Origin of the sequence: Streptomyces sp. NPDC050418, from assembly GCF_044458745.1 — a bacterium.
GTDB lineage: Bacteria > Actinomycetota > Actinomycetes > Streptomycetales > Streptomycetaceae > Streptomyces.
In genome coordinates, this window is sequence record NZ_JBITIG010000008.1 from 301,852 (window position 1) to 321,162 (window position 19,311).

General features: G+C 71.6%; 16 protein-coding genes. 11 read left to right on the plus strand and 5 right to left on the minus strand.

What is annotated here, in order from left to right; genetic code table 11:
- Positions 1-8: 8 nt before the first annotated feature.
- Complete coding sequence (locus ACIBI4_RS21540) at positions 9-1,625, minus strand: carboxyl transferase domain-containing protein (protein WP_399205563.1); 1,617 nt, start codon at positions 1,623-1,625, stop codon at positions 9-11.
- Positions 1,626-1,712: 87 nt separating this feature from the next.
- Between ACIBI4_RS21540 and ACIBI4_RS21545 the strand changes: the two genes are divergently transcribed.
- The 4 genes from ACIBI4_RS21545 to ACIBI4_RS21560 all read left to right on the plus strand — a co-directional run bounded on the left by ACIBI4_RS21545 (position 1,713) and on the right by ACIBI4_RS21560 (position 5,469).
- On the plus strand, positions 1,713-2,345 hold the full coding sequence (locus tag ACIBI4_RS21545; protein WP_399205564.1) for a TetR/AcrR family transcriptional regulator: 633 nt from the start codon (positions 1,713-1,715) through the stop codon (positions 2,343-2,345).
- A 68-nt stretch (positions 2,346-2,413) separates the two neighbouring features.
- The gene (locus ACIBI4_RS21550; RefSeq protein WP_399205565.1) at positions 2,414-3,571 is read left to right on the plus strand and encodes an acyl-CoA dehydrogenase family protein; all 1,158 of its coding nucleotides are present in this window, start codon (positions 2,414-2,416) and stop codon (positions 3,569-3,571) included.
- 11 nt (positions 3,572-3,582) lie between these two features.
- Positions 3,583-4,455, plus strand: a complete 873-nt coding sequence (tesB, locus tag ACIBI4_RS21555) for an acyl-CoA thioesterase II (protein ID WP_399205566.1) — start codon at positions 3,583-3,585, stop codon at positions 4,453-4,455.
- A 57-nt stretch (positions 4,456-4,512) separates the two neighbouring features.
- A complete protein-coding gene (locus ACIBI4_RS21560) occupies positions 4,513-5,469 on the plus strand; it encodes a cation diffusion facilitator family transporter (protein WP_399205568.1) in 957 nt (318 codons plus the stop codon).
- Here the strand turns inward: ACIBI4_RS21560 and ACIBI4_RS21565 are convergent.
- Positions 5,466-6,032, minus strand: a complete 567-nt coding sequence (locus tag ACIBI4_RS21565) for a TetR/AcrR family transcriptional regulator (RefSeq protein WP_399205569.1) — start codon at positions 6,030-6,032, stop codon at positions 5,466-5,468. The two genes, ACIBI4_RS21560 and ACIBI4_RS21565, sit on opposite strands and share 4 nt — an antisense overlap.
- Before the next feature lie 130 nt (positions 6,033-6,162).
- Between ACIBI4_RS21565 and ACIBI4_RS21570 the strand changes: the two genes are divergently transcribed.
- Positions 6,163-7,374 (plus strand): DUF2867 domain-containing protein, encoded by a 1,212-nt coding sequence (locus ACIBI4_RS21570; protein WP_399205570.1) that lies wholly within the window; start codon positions 6,163-6,165, stop codon positions 7,372-7,374.
- A gap of 93 nt (positions 7,375-7,467) precedes the next feature.
- Here ACIBI4_RS21570 and ACIBI4_RS21575 read toward each other — a convergent pair whose 3' ends face one another.
- Positions 7,468-8,355: a sigma-70 family RNA polymerase sigma factor gene (locus ACIBI4_RS21575; RefSeq protein ID WP_399205571.1), complete on the minus strand. Its 888-nt coding sequence runs from the start codon at positions 8,353-8,355 to the stop codon at positions 7,468-7,470.
- A 150-nt stretch (positions 8,356-8,505) separates the two neighbouring features.
- On the opposite strand from ACIBI4_RS21575, the gene ACIBI4_RS21580 reads away from it, so the two are divergent.
- Positions 8,506-8,943 carry a carboxymuconolactone decarboxylase family protein gene (locus tag ACIBI4_RS21580; RefSeq protein ID WP_399205719.1) on the plus strand — a complete coding sequence of 146 codons (438 nt, stop codon included), beginning with the start codon at positions 8,506-8,508 and terminating at the stop codon, positions 8,941-8,943.
- 16 nt (positions 8,944-8,959) lie between these two features.
- On the opposite strand, the gene ACIBI4_RS21585 is transcribed toward ACIBI4_RS21580, so the two are convergent.
- Positions 8,960-9,742 (minus strand): phosphatase, encoded by a 783-nt coding sequence (locus ACIBI4_RS21585; protein WP_399205572.1) that lies wholly within the window; start codon positions 9,740-9,742, stop codon positions 8,960-8,962.
- A gap of 199 nt (positions 9,743-9,941) precedes the next feature.
- Between ACIBI4_RS21585 and speB the strand changes: the two genes are divergently transcribed.
- The 5 genes from speB (at position 9,942) to ACIBI4_RS21610 (ending at position 18,524) form a co-directional block, all read left to right on the plus strand.
- Positions 9,942-10,934: an agmatinase gene (speB, locus tag ACIBI4_RS21590; RefSeq protein ID WP_399205573.1), complete on the plus strand. Its 993-nt coding sequence runs from the start codon at positions 9,942-9,944 to the stop codon at positions 10,932-10,934.
- Positions 10,931-12,619: a thiamine pyrophosphate-binding protein gene (locus ACIBI4_RS21595; protein WP_399205574.1), complete on the plus strand. Its 1,689-nt coding sequence runs from the start codon at positions 10,931-10,933 to the stop codon at positions 12,617-12,619. The genes speB and ACIBI4_RS21595 overlap by 4 nt, the downstream gene beginning before the upstream one ends.
- Positions 12,620-12,694: 75 nt before the next feature.
- A complete protein-coding gene (locus ACIBI4_RS21600) occupies positions 12,695-16,432 on the plus strand; it encodes an ABC transporter ATP-binding protein (RefSeq protein WP_399205575.1) in 3,738 nt (1,245 codons plus the stop codon).
- Positions 16,433-16,563: 131 nt separating this feature from the next.
- Positions 16,564-16,974 carry a hypothetical protein gene (locus ACIBI4_RS21605; protein ID WP_399205576.1) on the plus strand — a complete coding sequence of 137 codons (411 nt, stop codon included), beginning with the start codon at positions 16,564-16,566 and terminating at the stop codon, positions 16,972-16,974.
- Positions 16,975-17,087: 113 nt separating this feature from the next.
- On the plus strand, positions 17,088-18,524 hold the full coding sequence (locus ACIBI4_RS21610; RefSeq protein WP_399205577.1) for an aminopeptidase: 1,437 nt from the start codon (positions 17,088-17,090) through the stop codon (positions 18,522-18,524).
- Positions 18,525-18,606: 82 nt separating this feature from the next.
- Here ACIBI4_RS21610 and ACIBI4_RS21615 read toward each other — a convergent pair whose 3' ends face one another.
- Positions 18,607-19,254, minus strand: a complete 648-nt coding sequence (locus tag ACIBI4_RS21615) for a hypothetical protein (protein WP_399205578.1) — start codon at positions 19,252-19,254, stop codon at positions 18,607-18,609.
- Positions 19,255-19,311: the final 57 nt, after the last annotated feature.

Sequence of the window (19,311 nt, forward strand, 5' to 3'; positions counted from 1 at the left end):
GGGTCCCCTCACATCCGGAAGACGCCGAACTCGGGGTCGCCGAGTGGGGCGTTGGCACAGGCGGTCAGCGCGAGGCCCAGGACCTGGCGGGTCTCCATGGGGTCGATGACCCCGTCGTCCCACAGGCGGGCCGTCGCGTAGTAGGCGTTCCCCTGTGTCTCGTACTGCGCGCGGATCGGCGCCTTGAACTCGTCCTCGGCCTCGGCCGCCCACTCCTCGCCGCGACCCTCGATCTGGTCGCGCTTGACGGTGGCGAGCACGGACGCGGCCTGCTCGCCGCCCATCACGGAGATCTTCGCGTTGGGCCACATCCACAGGAAGCGGGGGCTGTACGCCCGCCCGCACATCGAGTAGTTGCCCGCGCCGTACGAGCCGCCGACCACGACCGTCAGCTTCGGCACGCGCGTACAGGCCACGGCGGTCACCATCTTCGCGCCGTGCTTGGCGATCCCGCCCGCCTCGTAGTCGCGGCCGACCATGAAGCCCGAGATGTTCTGCAGGAACAGCAGCGGGATGCCGCGCTGGTCGCACAGCTCGATGAAGTGGGCGCCCTTCTGGGCGGATTCGGAGAACAGGATGCCGTTGTTCGCGACGATCCCGACCGGGTGCCCGTGGATCCGCGCGAACCCGGTGACGAGCGTCTGCCCGTACTCGGACTTGAACTCCTGGAAGCGCGAGCCGTCGACGATCCGCGCGATCACTTCCCGCACGTCATAGGGCGTACGGGAGTCGACGGGCACGGCGCCGTAGAGCCCGGCCGGATCCGCCTTCGGCTCCTCGGGAGCCTCGACCGACCAGGGCAGCGCGCCGCGCTCGGGCAGCGTGGCGACGATGTTCCGTACGATCCGCAGCGCGTGCGCGTCGTTCTCAGCGAGGTGGTCGGTCACGCCCGACGTCCGCGAGTGGACCTCGCCGCCGCCCAGCTCCTCGGCCGTGACGACCTCGCCGGTCGCGGCCTTCACCAGCGGCGGGCCGCCCAGGAAGATCGTGCCCTGATTGCGCACGATCACGGCCTCGTCGCTCATCGCCGGGACGTACGCGCCGCCGGCCGTGCACGAGCCCATGACGGCCGCGATCTGCGGGATGCCCGCGCCGGACATCTTGGCCTGGTTGTAGAAGATCCGCCCGAAGTGCTCACGGTCGGGGAAGACCTCGTCCTGCATCGGCAGGAAGGCGCCGCCGGAGTCGACCAGATACAGGCAGGGGAGACGGTTCTCCAGGGCCACGGCCTGGGCGCGCAGATGCTTCTTCACCGTCATCGGGTAGTACGTGCCGCCCTTGACGGTGGCGTCATTGGCGACGATCACGCACTCGCGCCCGGACACCCGGCCGATCCCCGCGATCACCCCGGCGGCCGGCGCGTCCCCGCCGTACAGGCCGTCCGCGGCGAGCGGGGCCAGCTCCAGGAACGGGGAGCCCGGGTCGAGCAGCGTGTCCACACGGTCGCGCGGCAGGAGCTTGCCGCGCGCGACATGGCGGGCGCGCGACTTCTCGCCGCCGCCGAGCCGGGCCGCGGCGAGCTTCTCGCGCAGCTCCTCGACGAGCGCGCGGTGCGCCGCCTCGTTGGACCGCCAGGCCTCGGACGCCGGATCGGCGCCGCTGCTCAGCACGGGTGCCTGCTGCATGGTGGTGAGCCCCCTTGCTCGGTTAATGAGCGTTAACCCATTGCCAACAGGTTAACGACCGCTAACCGCACTGTCTAGAATGACTTCATGAGCACCACGACCGCGGGCGCGACCCGCCGCGAGCAGATCCTCAAGGAAGCGGCGCGGCTCTTCGCCGAACGCGGGTTCCACGGGGTCGGCGTCGATGAAATAGGGGCCGCGGTCGGTATCAGCGGCCCCGGCCTCTACCGGCACTTCGCCGGCAAGGACGCGATGCTGGCCGAACTGCTCGTCGGCATCAGTGAACAGCTCCTGACCGGCGGCAAGCGCCGGGTGGCCGAGGCGGAGGGCGAGCCCTCCGCGCTCCTCGACTCGCTCATCGAGGGCCATATCGACTTCGCGCTCGACGACCGTCCTCTCATCACCCTGCACGACCGCGAGCTGGACCGCCTGCGCGACAGCGACCGCAAACTGGTCCGCCAGCTGCAGCGCCAGTACGTCGAGCTGTGGGTCGAGGTCGTCCGCAAGGTCTACCCGTCCCTGGTGGAGGCGGATGCCCGCGCCTCGGTCCACGCGGTCTTCGGTCTCCTGAACTCGACCCCGCACCTGAGCCGGCCCGGCGCGCTTCCGGGGCGGGCGGCCATGGCGGGCTTGCTGCACCGGATGGCTCGCGGGGCGTTCGCGTCCAGTGGTGTGGCCATCGCCACCCTGGACGCGCGTACCAACCGGCCGGTAACCTGAGCAAGCGCTTAGCCAGGGTGCAGCCCCTCAACGACTGTGGGCGCCCCACCGACGTAAGAGGAGACCCCGTGCGCCGCACCGTGTTCACCGAGGACCACGACGCCTTCCGCGAGACCATCCGCGCGTTCATCGAGAACGAGGTCGTCCCCGTCTACGACGAGTGGTACGAGGCCGGCCAGGCCCCGCGCGACTTCTACTACAAGCTCGGTGAGCTGGGCATCTTCGGCATCCGCGTCCCGGAGGAGTACGGCGGCGCCGGCATCGACTCGCACAAGTACGAGGCCGTCATGTACGAGGAGACCGCCCGCGCCGGCGTCTCCTTCGGCGGCTCCGGGGTGCACGTCCTCCTCGGCCTCCCGTACATCCAGCTGCTCGCCTCCGACGAGCAGAAGAAGCGCTACCTGCCGAAGTTCGTCTCCGGCGAGGAGATGTGGGCGCTCGCGATGACCGAGCCGGGCACCGGCTCCGACGTCGCCGGCATGAAGACCACGGCCAAGCTCAACGAGGCCGGCACGCACTACATCCTCAACGGCGCCAAGACCTTCATCACCGGCGGTGTGCACGCCGACCGTGTGATCGTCTGCGCCCGCACCTCGGCGCCGACCGAGCAGGACCGCCGCTTCGGCATCTCCCTGTTCGCCGTGGACACCAAGTCCGCCGGCTACTCGATCGGCCGCAAGCTCGACAAGCTGGGCCTGAAGACCTCCGACACCGCCGAGCTGGCGTTCGTCGACGTCGAGGTCCCCGTCGAGGACCTCCTCGGCGAGGAGAACAAGGGCTTCTACTACCTCGGCCAGAACCTGCCCTCCGAGCGCTGGGGCATCGCCTTCGGCGCGTACGCCCAGGCGGCGGCCGCGGTGAAGTTCGCCAAGGAGTACGTCCAGGAGCGCACCGTCTTCGGCAAGACCGTCGCGTCCTTCCAGAACACCAAGTTCGAACTGGCCGCCTGCCAGGCCGAGGTGGACGCCGCCGAGGCCGTCGCCGACCGCGCCCTGGAGGCCCTGGACGCCGGTGAGCTGACCCCCGCCGAGGCCGCTTCCGCGAAGCTCTTCTGCACCGAGGTCGCGCACCGCGTGATCGACCGCTGCCTGCAGCTGCACGGCGGCTACGGCTTCATGAACGAGTACCCGATCGCCCGCCTGTACGCGGACAACCGCGTCAACCGCATCTACGGCGGCACGTCCGAGGTCATGAAGTCGATCATCGCGAAGGACATGGGCCTCTAAGGCCACCTGCCTTGAACGAAGAACTGCAGCGCCTGCTCGATCTGCTCGACCTGGAGCGGATCGAGCAGGACTATTTCCGCGGGCAGTCGCAGTCCGCGCTCGTGCCCAGGGTCTTCGGCGGGCAAGTCGCCGCCCAGGCCCTGGTCGCGGCCGGCCGCACCGTGCCCGAAGGGCGCGACGCCCACTCCCTGCACGCGTACTTCCTGCGCACGGGGGACCCCGGCGCGCCCATCGTGTACGAGGTCGACCGGATCCGCGACGGGCGTTCCTTCACCACGCGCCGGGTCGTCGCGGTACAGCACGGCAAGCCGATCTTCCACCTCTCGGCGTCGTTCCAGGCGTACGAGGAGGGCATGGAGCACCAGGCGGAGATGCCGCCCGCGCCCGACCCCGAGTCGCTGCCGACCGCGGCCGAGATGCTGCCGCGGTACGCGGCGAACTTCCGGGACCCCGGCGTCGTGGACCGCATGATCAAGGCACGCGGCGCGGTGGATCTGCGGTACGTGGACGCCCCGCCGTACGGGACCGTCGGCGAGGCGCGCGAGCCGCGCTCGCAGGTCTGGTTCCGCGCGAACGGCAAGCTCGACGACGACCCGCTGCTGCACGTCTGCCTGGCCACGTACGTCTCCGACATGACGCTCCTCGACTCGGTGCTGCTCGCGCACGGCCGCGGCGGCTGGACGGTCGGCGATGTGGTCGGCGCCTCGCTCGACCACGCGATGTGGTTCCACCGCCCGTTCCGCGCGGACGAATGGCTCCTCTACGACCAGGAGTCCCCCTCGGCCTCCGGCGGCCGCGGCCTGGGCCAGGCCCGTATCTACACCCAGGACGGCCGCCTGGCGATCTCGGTGATCCAGGAAGGCGTGGTCCGGGTACCGCGCTGACTCGCCTGCCGCGCGGCCCGGATCGCACCGCATCCGAACCGGACATACCGTCGCGACATGAGCGAGCCGGAGCACTCGGAGTCCGTCGGGACGGTCATCGTCGCCGTCTGCGTCAACCTCGCCATCGCCGTGGCGAAGGCCTTCGCCGGAGTGATCAGCGGCTCCAGCGCCATGCTCTCCGAGGCCGCCCACTCCCTCGCCGACACCGTCACCGAGCTGATGCTGCTCGTCTCCCTCAGGGCGGGCGGGAAGCCGGCCGACGAGGCCCACCCGCTGGGCTACAGCGGCGCCCGCTACGTCTGGGCGATGCTCGCGGCCGTCGCGACCTTCGTCGGCGGCGGGGTCTTCGCCGTGTACGACGGCATCCACACGCTCACGCACGGCGAGGCACCGGGCGATCCGACGGTCTCGTACATCATCCTGGCGCTCGCCTTCGCCCTGGAGGCCTCCTCACTGCGGGTCGCGTGGCGGCAGGTGCGCGGTGAGGCCGCGCGGTACCGGGTCGGCGTGAAGCGCTATGTCCGCTGGACCCCGGACACGGCGGTCAAGGCGGTGTTCCTGGAGGACAGCGCGGCCCTGATCGGCCTCACGCTCGCCGCGGGCGGCCTCCTCGGCGGCCAGCTCTCCGGCTCCGGGGTCTACGACGGCATCGCGTCGGTCCTCATCGGCCTGCTGCTCGTGGGGGTGGCATGGGAGCTGGGCCGCAGCAACGCCGACCTCCTGATCGGCCGTTCGCTGCCTCCGGAGACGCGCGAGCAGATCCGCGAGGAACTCCTCGCCGTCCCGCATGTGATGGAGGTCGTGGACCTGGTGACGCTGGTCCAGGGCCCGGGCGAGGTGCTGATCGCGGCGAAGGCGGACTTCCGTGACGTGGTGACGGCGGCGGACGTGGAGCGCTCCTGCGAGGAGGCGGAACACCGCCTGCGGGCCCGCTTCCCCTCGGTGCGGCGGGTTTTCATCGATCCGACGCCGCCCACGGACATCGATCCGGCGCCGCCCACGGAGGGCGACTAAGGGGACTGTGCCGGGCGGTTGAGGACGAGGTCGGCCGCGCGGCGGATGACCTCGGCCCGGGTGTGCCCGCCGTGGCCGACCGAGAGGAAGTGCTCGCCGATCGCCACGCAGAAGGCCATCAGGCTGCGGGCCTCCACCTCCAGGGGGTCGGAGCAGAAGCCGCCGATGACCTCGCGCAGCAGGGCCATGCGCTGCTCGTCCACGCGCAGCAGCCGCTCGGCCACCTCCGGGTCGCGCCGGGCCCAGTCGCGGACGGCGAGGTCGAGGGGGAGCAGCCGGTCGTCGGAGAAGGTGAGTTCGCCCGCGCGCTGGGCCTGCGTCCTCGGGTCGCCGCCCTCCTGCGCGATCTGCTGCAGCACCTCGTCGGTGCTCTCCCGCTCCCACGTGTCGAGCATGGCCGTCAGGAGTGCCGCGCGGTCGGTGAAGTAGCCGTAGAAGCCGCCCTTGGTGACCCCGAGCCGCTTCGCGAGCGCCTCCACGCGGACGGCGTCCGGGCCGCCGTCGGCCAGGGCCAGCAGTCCTTCCTCGATCCACTTCTCCCGCGGAGTGCGCGCTGCGCCCATGCTGTGTCCCACCTCACCGTGACCGGTCGTACGCCCAGTTATACGCCACCGTATAAAAGGCGTTAGCCTTGAGTTGTACGCCACCGTATAACGCGATGTGTACCGGACGTGTACCGGAACGGAGACGACGATGAGGCTCCCCGGAACTGCCCATACGGACCAGCCGTGGCGCATTCACGCACTGGCCGACGACTTCCGGCTCGAGGACGTGTGGGCCATCCGCACCCCCGGCGCCGGCCCCGGGGACTTCCCGGAGATGCTGGCGGCGTTCGACGCCGCCTTTGAGCCCGCGCGGCAGCCGTGGCCGCTGCGGTTCCTGTTCGCCGTGCGCTTCAAGCTGGGTGCCTGGTTCGGCTGGGACAAGGCCGGAACGGGCCCGGCGGCGCACGGTTCGCTGCGCGACCGGCTCCCTGACGACCTGCGGGCGCTCGCGCCCGAGCCCGCACCGGCGGGCGAGCTGAGCACCCTGTACGTCCTGGACCGCGAGTGCGCCCGCGAGATCGCCAACGGCACCGCGCACGCGATCATGCACCTCGGCTGGGTGCCGGCCGCGAGCGGTGACCACGAGCTGCGCATGGCGGTCCTGGTCCGGCCGAAGGGGCGGCTGGGCCGGCTGTACATGGCAGGCATCGCACCGTTCCGCCACCTGATCGTCCTGCCGACGCTCACGCGGCTGTGGGAGCGGGCGTGGCGCGAGCGCGGGCTCGTGGGGGAGGCGGCACCTGGGGGCGGGCCGCACGTGAAGCCGGGCCCGCAGCTCCCGTCCGTGGAGCAGGTCCCGTCCGTGGAGCCGGCCCCGTCCGCGGAGCCGGTCGAGCGGGCGGTCGGGGAGCGGGCCGTCCCCGCCCACGCCCGTGCGCTGACCTCGCTGCCGTCGTACGACTACGTCGACTGGTTCGCGCTGCGTACGGACGCGGCGGGGGAGACGGCGGGGGAGGCGACCGGCAGGACGAGCGCCGAGGACTGGGCGCGGGCGATGTTCGGCGACGAGCCCAGCCGCACGGAACGGTTCATATGGCGTGGGCTGCTGGGCCTGCGGCTGGCCGGGGGCCGCTCGCCGCGGACCGTGGCGGGCTGGCGGATCGCCGGGCGGGGCGAGGACTGGGTGCGGCTCGAGGCCGCGTCCGGGTCCCTGACCGGCCAGCTGATCGTCCGGGCGGCGGAGGGCCGCGTGTCCCTGACGACCTTCCTGCGCTACGACCGGACCCCCGGCCGGCTCGTGTGGACGCCCCTGTCCGCGGTGCATCGCAGGCTGGGCCCCGGACTGCTGCGGGAGACGGCGGCCAAGGTCGGGGCGCGGCAGCGCGCGGCTGCTGCGGCGGGGGCTGCTGAGAGGGCCTGAGCCGCGGCGGGGCGTGCGGGTGGGTGCGAGGGGGGAGCGGTTTGACGTCCCTGGTCCCCCGGTCCACCCCGGCGCGCCCCGTCCGGCGGGCTCTCACGCCTCAACCGGATCCGGCAGGTCGAGCGCCGCCAGCCACGCCGGGTCGGCCACGGAAGTGATCTCCGTGATGCGGCCGTCGGTGACCGTGAACGCGAGCAGCGCGAGCGGGGTGCGGTCCGCGCGCCAGGCCAGGTAGCCGGGGCGTCCGTTCACGAGGACGGCCCGTCCGAGCGCCCCCGCGCCCGAGCCGATCCGGGCGCCTGCGGCGACCTTGCTGGCGCCGATGACGACGAAACGGCCGTCCGGGGTGTCGGCGGTGAGCCGCACCTCGGGGTCGAGGACGCGCAGGAGCGCGTCGAAGTCACCGTCGCGGGCCGCCGTCAGGAACGCCTCGACGACCGGACGCTGCTCCCGCGCGAAGGCCGTCGGCCGCTCGCCCGCCTGCACCTTCCTGCGGGCTCGGCTCGCGAGCATCTTCGTGGCGTCGGTGGACTTGCCGAGGATCCGGGCGATCTCGTCGAAGGGCACGGCGAACAGGTCGTGCAGCACGAACGCGAGCCGCTCGTGCGGGCGGAGGGATTCGAGGACGACGAGCAGGGCGAGCCCGACCGAGTCGGCGAGCGCCACCGACTCCTCGGGTCCGGGTCCGTCGTCGGCCGTGACGACGAGCTCGCCGCGTTCCTCGTCGTCGAGCGAGGCCTGCGGACGGGCCTGGCGCGAGCGCAGCACGTCGAGGCTGATCCGGCCCACCACCGTGGTCAGCCAGCCGCCGAGGTTGTGGATCTCCGCCGGGTCCTGGCGGGACAGCCGGAGCCAGGCCTCCTGCACCACGTCCTCCGCGTCGGCCGCCGAGCCGAGCATGCGGTGCGCGATGGCCCGCAGCCGGGTGCGCTGGGCCTCGAAGGCCTCGGCCATCGGATCCTTCGGACTGCTCCCGCTCATGTTGTCACCTTCCTCGCGACTGCTCCGTCAGGAAGGTGACGGGCCCGGACGGGCCCACGTAACCGATGAAGGAGCAGTCCGATGGAAGCACGTACCGAAGCACGTACCGAAGCGCGCACCGGCGAACGTACCGACGCCCGCACCCCGCGCATGCAGGGCGCCTCCAACCCCGACGTGACCACCGCCGTCCAGCACCTCTACAAGGCGATCCACTCCGCCGGAGTCGACGAGAGCCTGCTCGGCCTGGTCCATCTGCGGGCCAGCCAGATCAACGGGTGCAGCCCCTGCGTCTACGCCGGGGTCGAAGGCGCGAAGAAGCGCGGGGAGAGTGACGTACGGCTGCACAACGTGGTCACCTGGCGCGAAACCCCCTTCTTCAGCGACGAGGAGCGCGCGGCCCTCGACCTCGCGGAGGCCGCCACCCGGATCCAGGACGGCGCGGCCGGCGTCACCGACGAGATCTGGGACGCGGCCGCCGACCACTTCACCGAGGAGCAGCTCGCCGGGCTCATCCTGGAGATCGCCCTCACCAACTTCTTCAACCGGATCAACCGGACCGTACGGGAGCAGGCCGGGAAGGTCTGGTGAGACCGGGGCAGGTGGCCTACTGCTCCAGACCTGCCGCGTCCAGCAGGAACGCCGTCATCGGCTCGTAGAACCGCGGGTCGAGGACGTGGTCGTCGAGGGGGACCGTGACCTGCACGGTTCCCTCGGCCTCGCCGAGGAACAGCGCCGGGTCGTTGCAGTCCGCGTACCCCACGGAGTCGATGCCGCGCTGGCCCGCCCGCCCCGCCCAGCCGTGGTCGGCGACCACGAGGTCCGGCAGCGGGCTGCCCTCGGCCTCCAGGGCGTCGAGGATCGCGTTCATCGGCTCGGGCGAGTGCGTGTGCCACAGGCTCGCGCCCCGCTCGAAGACGGCGACATCGGCGAACTGGAAGACATAGCCCTCGTCCGCGACGAGCCCGCCGGGGATCCGTACGATCTCGCAGCCCGCGCGCCGCATCGCGTCCGCGGTCGCCCGGTGCACGTCGAGCAGCGCACCCGGGTGCCCGGTCGCGAACAGGACGCGCTGCTGCGCCTCCGCGGCCTTGCGCAGTCGCGCCGCCATCCGCTCCAGACCGGCGACGGTCAGCTCGGGGTCGATGGTGTCCTGCCCGAAACGGTGCTCGGGATCGTCGATCACCCCGCAGCGCTCGGCCATTACCGCGAGGACGTCCTGCTCGTCGGTCCACCGGTCGCCCAGGTCGATTCCCAGCCAGTAGTGGCGGTCGCCGTTGGAGAGCTTGCGGTAGTGGGAGAGGTTGTTCTCGCGGGGTGTGGCGACATCACCGGCGATACGCGTACGGACGAGATGGTCGACGAGGGCTTCGCGGCTGGGTATCGGCATGGGTTCATTGTGCCTTCAGGCCGTACGGGCCGACCGGGCGTCCCGGTGGTCGGACACCGCGGAAGGTGAACCGGGGAGCGCGCGGCGCGACGATGTGGCAGGTCGGCGGCGGCCGGGGCGACGAAGTGGAAGGTGGCCCGCGGGAGGGACGGTGTGACACTGGTGAGGCACAGACGGCGCCACCCGAAGGAGCTCGACGATGAGCAGCAGCCAGACCCCCGGCACCTCCGCCCCCTCCGGCCCGCGCGGCCCCGTGGACTCCTCCCGCATCCCGCGGTACGCGGGTCCGGCCACGTTCGCGCGGCTGCCGCGGCTCGACGAGGTCGGTGCCGCGGACGTGGCGGTCGTCGGTGTGCCCTTCGACAGCGGTGTCTCCTACCGGCCCGGCGCCCGCTTCGGCGGCAACGCGATCCGTGAGGCCTCGCGGCTGCTGCGCCCCTACAACCCGGCGCAGGACGCCTCGCCCTTCGCCCTCGCGCAGGTCGCGGACGCCGGCGACATAGCGGCGAACCCGTTCAACATCAACGAGGCCGTGGAGACCGTCGAGGCCGCCGCCGACGAACTGCTCGGCACCGGCGCCCGGCTGATGACCCTCGGCGGCGACCACACCATCGCGCTTCCCCTGCTCAGGAGCGTCGCCAAGAAGCACGGCCCCGTCGCGCTCCTCCACTTCGACGCGCACCTCGACACGTGGGACACGTACTTCGGCGCCGAGTACACCCACGGCACCCCGTTCCGGCGCGCGGTCGAGGAGGGCATCCTCGACACCGAGGCGCTGTCCCACGTCGGCATCCGCGGCCCGCTGTACGGCAAGCAGGACCTGACCGACGACGAGAAGATGGGCTTCGGCATCGTCACCTCCGCCGACGTCTACCGGCGCGGCGCCGACGAGGTCGCGGACCAGCTGCGCCAGCGCATCGGTGACCGCCCGCTGTACATCTCCATCGACATCGACTGCCTCGACCCGGCGCACGCGCCCGGCACGGGCACCCCCGAGGCCGGCGGCATGACCTCGCGCGAGCTCCTGGAGATCCTGCGCGGCCTCGCCTCCTGCAACCTCGTCTCGGCGGACGTGGTCGAGGTGGCGCCCGCCTACGACCACGCGGAGATCACGGCGGTGGCCGCCTCCCACACCGCGTACGAGCTGACGACGATCATGAGCCGGCAGATCGCGCAGGAGCGGGCCAAGTGACCCACGACCACGACGTCGAGCTGCGGCCCACCCCGGCCCAGACCGAGGCCGCGCTGCACCCGCCGGCCGGGCGCACCGGCGGCGACCTCGTGATCGAGACGCTGCACGGACTCGGCGCGACGACGGTCTTCGGGCTGCCGGGCCAGCACGCGCTCGCCCTGTTCGACGCGCTGCGCCGCTCCTCGCTGCGGTACGTCGGGCTGCGCGTCGAGAACAACGCGGGCTTCGCCGCGGACGGATACGGCCGGATCACCGGGGAGGCCGCCCCGCTGTTCCTGTCGACCGGTCCGGGCGCGCTGACCTCGCTCGCCGCGCTCCAGGAGGCCGCGGCCGCCTCGGCTCCCGTGCTCGCGGTCTCCAGCCAGATCCCGGTGCGGGGCCTCGGCGGCCACCGCCAGGGGCATCTGCATGAACTCCGCGACCAGCAGGCCTCGTTCAGGGACGTGGTGAAGTCCGTCCACACGGCACGGACCGCGTCCCAGATCCCGTCGGCGATCGCCGACGCCTGGCGGTCGGCGCTGACGGTGCCGCACGGTCCGGTGTGGGTGGAGATCCCGGTGGACGTGCTCGCCGCCGAGACCGTACTGCCGGTGGTGAACGCCCCGGACGCCTTCCCCGAGGACCTCGCCCCGCGCCCCGAGCTCACGGCGGTCGCCGCGCATCTCCTGGCGGGGGCCGAACGCCCCGCGATCATCGCGGGCGGCGGCGTCGTACGTGCCGACGCGGCGGGGAAGCTGCGCGCGCTCGCCGAGCAGCTCAACGCCCCGGTGGTCACCACCTTCGGCGGCAAGGGCGCCTTCCCCTGGGAGCACCCGCTCTCGCTCCAGTCCTGGCTGGAGGACCGCCACACCACCGACTTCCTGGAGGACGCGGACGTCCTGCTCGTCGTCGGCTCCGGCCTGGGCGAACTCTCCTCGAACTACTACACGTTCAACCCCAGGGGCCGCGTCATCCAGATCGAGGCCGACGCGGGCAAGCTGGAGGCCGTCCTGCCGGCGCTCGGCATCCACGCGGACGCCCGCCTCGCGCTCACCGCGCTCCTGGAGACCCTCGACGGACCGCGCGAGGACGCGACGGCGGCTCCCCGGGTACGGGAGGTCCTCAGCCGTGTACGCGAACGGATCGCCGGCCAGGACCTCGACGCCGAACAGGAACTCCTGGCCTCGATCCGCAGCGCACTCCCGGACACGTCCCCCAGCTTCTGGGACATGACGATCCTGTCGTACTGGGCCTGGTCCGCCTTCGACGCCCGCCGCCCGAACACGATGCATTCGGCGCAGGGCGCGGGCGGACTCGGCTACGCGTACCCCGCGGCGCTCGGCGCGGCGGTCGCCGACCCTTCGCGCCCGGTCCTCGCGGTCTCCGGCGACGGCGGCGCCCTGTACTCGATCGCCGAGCTGGCCACGGCCCGCCAGCACGATCTGCCGGTGACCTGGCTGATCGTGGACGACGGCGGGTACGGGGTGCTGCGCGAGTACATGACCGATGCGTACGGGGAGGCTTCCGGCACCGAACTGTCCCGGCCGGACTTCGTGGCCCTCGCGGAGTCCTTCGGCGTACCGGCCCTCCGCACCTCCCCCGAGACCCTGGCCGACGACCTGGCGAAGGCCCTCGCGGACCCCGGGCCCTCCGTCGTGGTCCTGCCCGCGGTCGTACGGCTCTTCGCGGCCACGCATCCGGGATGAGCACGTATCCGGGATGAATCCGCTCCACCCCGGTGTTGATCCCTTCGGCAGCGAGGCGACAGCGGGAGGCAGCACGTGGCGGCGGCGGGACAGCAGGGGTGGGCCAGGAGGCTGACCGGGTACGCGTGGCGCTATCCGAAGGATGTCGTCCTGGCGCTCGGGTCCAGCCTGGGCGGCATGGCCGTCATGGCGCTCGTCCCGCTGATCACCAAGGTCGTCATCGATGACGTGATCACGGCGAAGGAGCGCTCCCTCGGCACCTGGACCGGGCTGCTCATAGGAGCCGCCCTCGTCGTCTACGTCCTCACGTACATCCGCCGCTATTACGGCGGCCGGCTCGCCCTCGACGTCCAGCACGACCTGCGCACCGACATGTACGGGGCGATCACCCGGCTCGACGGGCGGCGCCAGGACGAGCTGTCCACCGGGCAGGTCGTCGGCCGCGCCACCAGCGACCTCCAGCTGATCCAGGGCCTGCTCTTCATGCTGCCGATGACCATCGGCAACATCCTGCTCTTCCTGATCTCCCTGGCCATCATGGCCTGGCTGTCGCTGCCCCTCACCCTCGTCGCGCTCGCCGTCGCCCCCGCCCTCTGGTTCATCGCCAAGCGCTCCAAGACCCGCCTCCACCCGGCCACCTGGTATGCCCAGGCCCAGGCCGCCGCCGTCGCGGGCGTCGTGGACGGTGCCGTCTCCGGCGTACGCGTGGTGAAGGGCTTCGGGCAGGAGGAGCAGGAGACCGGGAAGCTGCGGGAGGTCGGCCGCCGGCTGTTCGCCGGGCGGCTGCGCACCATCCGCCTCAACTCCCGGTACACCCCGGCCCTCCAGTCCGTCCCCGCCCTCGGCCAGGTCGCGATGCTCGCCGTCGGCGGCTGGCTGGCGGTGCGCGGGGAGATCACGCTCGGTACGTTCGTCGCCTTCTCCACGTATCTGGCCCAGCTCGTCGGCCCGGTCCGGATGCTCGCCATGGTCCTCACCGTCGGCCAGCAGGCCCGGGCGGGCGTCGAGCGCGTCCTGGAGCTGATCGACACCGAGCCGGTGATCGAGGACGGCACGAAGACCCTCGACGCCGACGCCCCGGCGACCGTCGAGTTCGACGAGGTCTCCTTCGCGTACGAGGACGGCCGCCCGGTCCTGGAGAACTTCTCGCTCTCCATCGCGCCCGGCGAGACCGTCGCCGTCGTCGGCTCCTCCGGCAGCGGCAAGTCCACCGTCTCGCTGCTGCTGCCCCGCTACTACGACGTCACCCACGGCGCCGTCCTCGTCGGCGGACAGGACGTGCGCGAGCTGACCCTCGCGTCGCTGCGGGCCGCGATCGGCCTGGTCCCCGAGGACTCCTTCCTCTTCTCTGACACGGTGCGCGCCAACATCGCGTACGGCGTCCCGGATGCCACCCAGGAGCAGATCGAGGCCGCGGCCCGCGCCGCGCAGGCCGACCGGTTCATCGACGAGCTGCCCGACGGCTACGACACCAAGGTCGGCGAGCAGGGCCTCACCCTCTCCGGCGGCCAGCGCCAGCGCCTGGCGCTCGCCCGCGCGATCCTCACCGACCCCCGCCTCCTCGTCCTCGACGACGCCACCTCCGCGGTGGACGCCCGCGTGGAGCACGAGATCCATGAGGCCCTGAAGCAGGTCATGGCAGGGCGCACCACCCTGCTCATCGCCCACCGCCGCTCCACCCTGGGCCTCGCCGACCGGATCGCCGTCCTCGACGAGGGCCGGCTCTCCGACCTCGGCACCCACGAGGAACTGGAGCGGCGCTCGGCCCTCTACCGCAGGCTCCTGACCGACCCGGACGAGCTGGGCGCCGTCTCGCCCGGGCACCTCACCCCGCTCACCAAGGAGCTGGAGGACACCTCCGTACGGGCCGAACTGGACGCAGAGTTCGACGCCGAGCGGGGGATCACCCCCGAGCTGTGGGCGGGCGACCGTACGCCCAAGGACACCGCGCTCAGCGACACCCCCTCGACGCCCGAACTGCTCACCGCCGTGGACGCGCTGCCCCCGGCCGACGACACCCCCGGCATCGACGAGGCCAAGGCGGTCGCCGCCGAGACCTCGTACGGGCTGCGGCGGCTGCTCAAGGGCTTCGGCAAGCCGCTCTCCGTCGCGCTCGCGCTGGTCGCCGTCGACGCGGGCATGGGCTTGCTGCTGCCGGTCCTCATCCGGCACGGCATCGACGAAGGCGTCACGCAGGCCGCGCTCGGCGCCGTCTGGGCGGCCGCCGGACTCGCGCTGCTCACCGTCCTGATCCAGTGGGCCGCGCAGACCGGCGAGATCCGCAAGACGGGCCGCACCGGCGAACAGGTCCTCTACTCGCTCCGGCTGAAGATCTTCGCGCAGCTGCAGCGCCTCGGACTCGACTACTACGAGCGCGAGCTGACCGGCCGCATCATGACCCGGATGACCACGGACGTGGACGCCCTGTCCACGTTCCTGCAGACCGGCCTCGTCACGGCCTTCGTCTCCGTCGTCACCTTCTTCGGCATCATGGCCGCGCTGCTCGTGATCGACCTCCAGCTCGCCCTCGTCGTCTTCGCGACCCTCCCGATCCTGGTCGTCGGCACGTACTTCTTCCGCAAGTCCAGCGTGAAGGCGTACGAACTCGCCCGCGAGCGCGTCTCCGTGGTCAACGCCGACCTCCAGGAGTCCGTCGCGGGACTCCGGATCGTGCAGGCCTTCCGGCGCGAGCGGGCGGGCAGCGAGCGGTTCGCCGAGCGCAGCCACAGCTACCGGCAGGCGCGCATCAAGGGCCAGTGGCTGATCTCGGTCTACTTCCCGTTCGTGCAGTTCCTGTCGTCCGTGGCCGCCGCGGCCGTCCTCATCGTCGGCGCGCACCGGGTCGACGCGGGGACGCTGACCACGGGCGCCCTGGTCGCGTATCTCCTCTACATCGACCTGTTCTTCGCGCCCGTGCAGCAGCTCTCGCAGGTCTTCGACGGCTACCAGCAGGCGACCGTCTCGCTCGGCCGGATCCAGGAGCTGCTCCAGGAGCCGACGTCGACGAAGAGCGCCGAACAGCCGCTCGATGTCCCGGAGTTGAGGGGCGAGATCGTCTTCGACGACGTGCAGTTCGCCTACGGGGACGGGGAGGACGCGCTCCACCACATCGAGCTGACGATCCCGGCCGGGCAGACCGTCGCGTTCGTCGGCGAGACCGGCGCGGGCAAGTCCACGCTGGTCAAGCTGGTCGCCCGGTTCTACGACCCGACCGGCGGACGTGTCACGGTGGACGGCGCCGATCTGCGTGGCCTGGACCTCACCGCGTACCGCCACCGCCTCGGTGTCGTCCCGCAGGAGGCCTATCTCTTCGCGGGGACGGTGCGCGACGCCATCGCCTACGGGCGCCCCGACGCGAGCGACGCGCAGGTCGAGGCGGCCGCCCGCGCGGTCGGTGCGCACGACATGATCGCCACGCTCGACGGCGGCTATCTGCACGAGGTCAGCGAGCGCGGCCGCAACCTCTCCGCCGGTCAGCGCCAGCTCATCGCGCTCGCCCGGGCCGAACTCGTCGACCCGGACGTCCTGTTGCTCGACGAGGCCACCGCCGCGCTCGACCTCGCCACGGAGGCCCAGGTCAACCAGGCCACGGACCGTCTCGGCGCGCGCCGTACGACCCTCGTGGTCGCCCACCGCCTGAGCACCGCGGCCCGCGCGGACCGCGTGGTCGTGATGGACCACGGGCGGGTCGCGGAGGACGGGACGCACGACGAACTGCTCGCGCTGGACGGGATGTACGCGCGGTTGTGGCGCACCTTCATCGGCGAGGCCGAGGAGGAGGCCGGGGCGGCCCCGGTCAGCAGCGCTCGGTGATGCCGGAGATCTTCCCGCTCGCCTTACGAGCGTGCCCGAACCGGGCAGAGCCCTTATAGAAGCGAACACTTTCGGCCAGAGCCGGAACCGACCCGTACCGGTACGGCGTCGTATCTTCGTACGCTGCAGGGGTGGGAGGGACTCAGGTGAAGGGTGGGGCGCTGCGCAGGGTCCGGAGCGGACTCGTGCTGCTCGCCGCCGCCGTGCTGCTCACGCTGGTGGGCCCGCTGTCCGGCGCCGCACACGCCGCGGCGCACTGCCCGGGCCGCAAAGTCGACACCCTGCGGTTCTCGACCGGATCCGTGCACGTGTACCGCAGCGGCGGCTTCCTCTGCGCGATCACCCACGCCAAACGCCCCGGCGCCGTGCGCTCGATGAGCGTCAGCATCCAGCCGCGCGGCAGCCGTCCCGTGGTGAAGGCGGGCCGCCACCGCAAGTCCGTCGGACCGGTGCGCACCCACGTCGGCAGCCGCAAGGTGTGGATCAAGGCCTCGGTGGGCTCCGGCAAGGTGAGCAAGGGCTGGTTCGCCTACCGGCGGTGAACGTTCCGCCTCTCCTCGTGAACCGATGCCGGTGCGGTGAACTGCCCCTGGTGCGGGATCAGTTGCTGCACTAGGTTCCGGTGCTATCCATGACCACAGGGGGAGGGACCTGCATGCGCAAAACGCTCAGACGGCTGCTCACACTCGCGGTGCTGATAGCCACCGTGCTGGCGGGCACGGTAACGGCCACCGCCGCCGCCACCCCGCAGTCGACCGACATCCTGGACCGACTGCTCTCGATCAAGGGCATGAGCCTGATCGAGGAGAAGCCCTACGCGGGCTACCGCTACTTCGTCCTCAACTACACCCAGCCCGTGGACCACCGCCACCCGTCCAAGGGCACCTTCAAGCAGCGCCTGACCGTGCTGCACAAGGACACGGACCGCCCGACCGTCTTCCACACCTCGGGCTACGGCGTCTCCACCAACCCGGGCCGCAGCGAGCCCACGCGGATCATCGACGGCAACCAGGTCTCCATGGAGTACCGCTTCTTCACGCCGTCCCGTCCGCAGCCCGCCGACTGGTCGAAGCTCGACATCTGGCAGGCCGCCAGCGACCAGCACCGCATCTTCCAGGCGCTCGACGCCGTCTACCCCAAGCGCTGGCTGTCCACCGGCGGCTCCAAGGGCGGCATGACGGCCACGTACTACGAGCGCTTCTACCCCAAGGACATGGACGGCGTCGTCGCGTACGTCGCGCCGAACGACGTGGTCAACAAGGAGGACTCGGCCTACGACCGCTTCCTCGCCACCGTCGGCACCAAGGAGTGCCGCGACAAGCTCAACAACATCCAGCGCGAGGCCCTGATCCGGCGCGCGCCGCTGGAGGAGAAGTACGCCGCGTACGCGAAGGAGAACGGCTACACCTTCGACACCGTCGGCTCGCTCGACAAGGCGTACGAGGCCGTCGTCCTCGACTTCACCTGGGCGTTCTGGCAGTACAGCCTGCTCGCCGACTGCGCCTCCATCCCGGTCGCCAAGTCCGCCACGGACGAGGAGATCTGGAACGTGGTCGACGGGATCTCCGGCTTCTCCTTCTACACCGACCAGGGGCTCTCGCCGTACACGCCGTACTACTACCAGGCGGGCACCGAGCTCGGCTCCCCGGACATCGCGCAGCCGCACCTCAAGGGCCTGTCGCGCTACGGCTACCAGCCGCCGCGGAACTTCGTGCCGCGGGACATCGCGATGAAGTTCAAGCCGTCGTCGATGCGGGACGTGGACAGCTGGGTGCGCAAGAACGCCACGCGCATGATGTACGTCTACGGCGAGAACGACCCGTGGGGCGCGGAGCGCTTCCGGCCGGGCAAGGGCACGCATGACAGCTATGTGTTCACCGCGCCCGGCGCCAACCACGGGGCCAACGTGGCCGGTCTGAAGGCCGACGACAAGGCGCTCGCGACCGCGCGCATCCTCGAGTGGGCGAACGTCGCACCGGCCTCGGTCCAGGCGGACCCGGCCAAGGCGAAGGCGCTCACCGCGTACGACGCACGGCTCGACGGGCAGGACGGGCTCGACGGGCAGGACGGGCCGCGGACGCTGCGTCCGTGATGCCTGACGCGTGAAGCCTGACGCCTGACGCGTTGAAGCCGGTGTGGCGCCCCTCCGCGGGGCGTCACACCGGTTCTGCTTTTCAGACCGGCTCGGCGCAGCCGACCGGCTTCTTCCCGCCCAGCTGGACGTACAGAGCGGTGCTCGCCGGGCACTTGTCCCGGTCTTTGACGGCGGAAGCCACCTTGAACTGCGGCTTGTTCTTGGCCGAGCCGTCGCACGCCGTCTCACGGACCTCGCTCTTGCCGGCCGTGTAGACGCAGTCACCGACGACCGTGCGCGGACCGCCGCCTCCGCCCGGGTCGCCCGGGTGCGGCTCCTCCAGATTGCGCATGCAGGCATAGCCCTTGGGCACGGCCCCGTCGCCGTCCTCGTCGTGCGCCGGGCGCGACTCGCTGATGTGCAGCACGAAGTCCGTGGTGCCCGGACAGGACGGCCCCTCCGACTGCTTGCCGTCATAGCGGGCGATGACTCTCGCCCGCGCCTTCTCGCTGGTGCACGGCACCTCGGTGAAACCGCGGCCGCGCGAGGCGCATTCGTCGACACCGAGGAAGACGAGGCCGTAGCCGGACGGAGACTTGGATGCGGAATTGTCGTTCAGACTGCCGCTCGCACCGGGCGACTTCTGGCAGGCGGACAGGGCGAGCAGCCCCGCAAGCACCCCCACCAGAGCCACGAACCTGACAAGAACCGGCGCGCACGGCACCCGCGCGAAGTGCGCATAGCGCATGGTGAACCCCCCGAGACGTCCTTCCAGCGTGAAGGCAGGCCGGGGGCGCACGCCAGA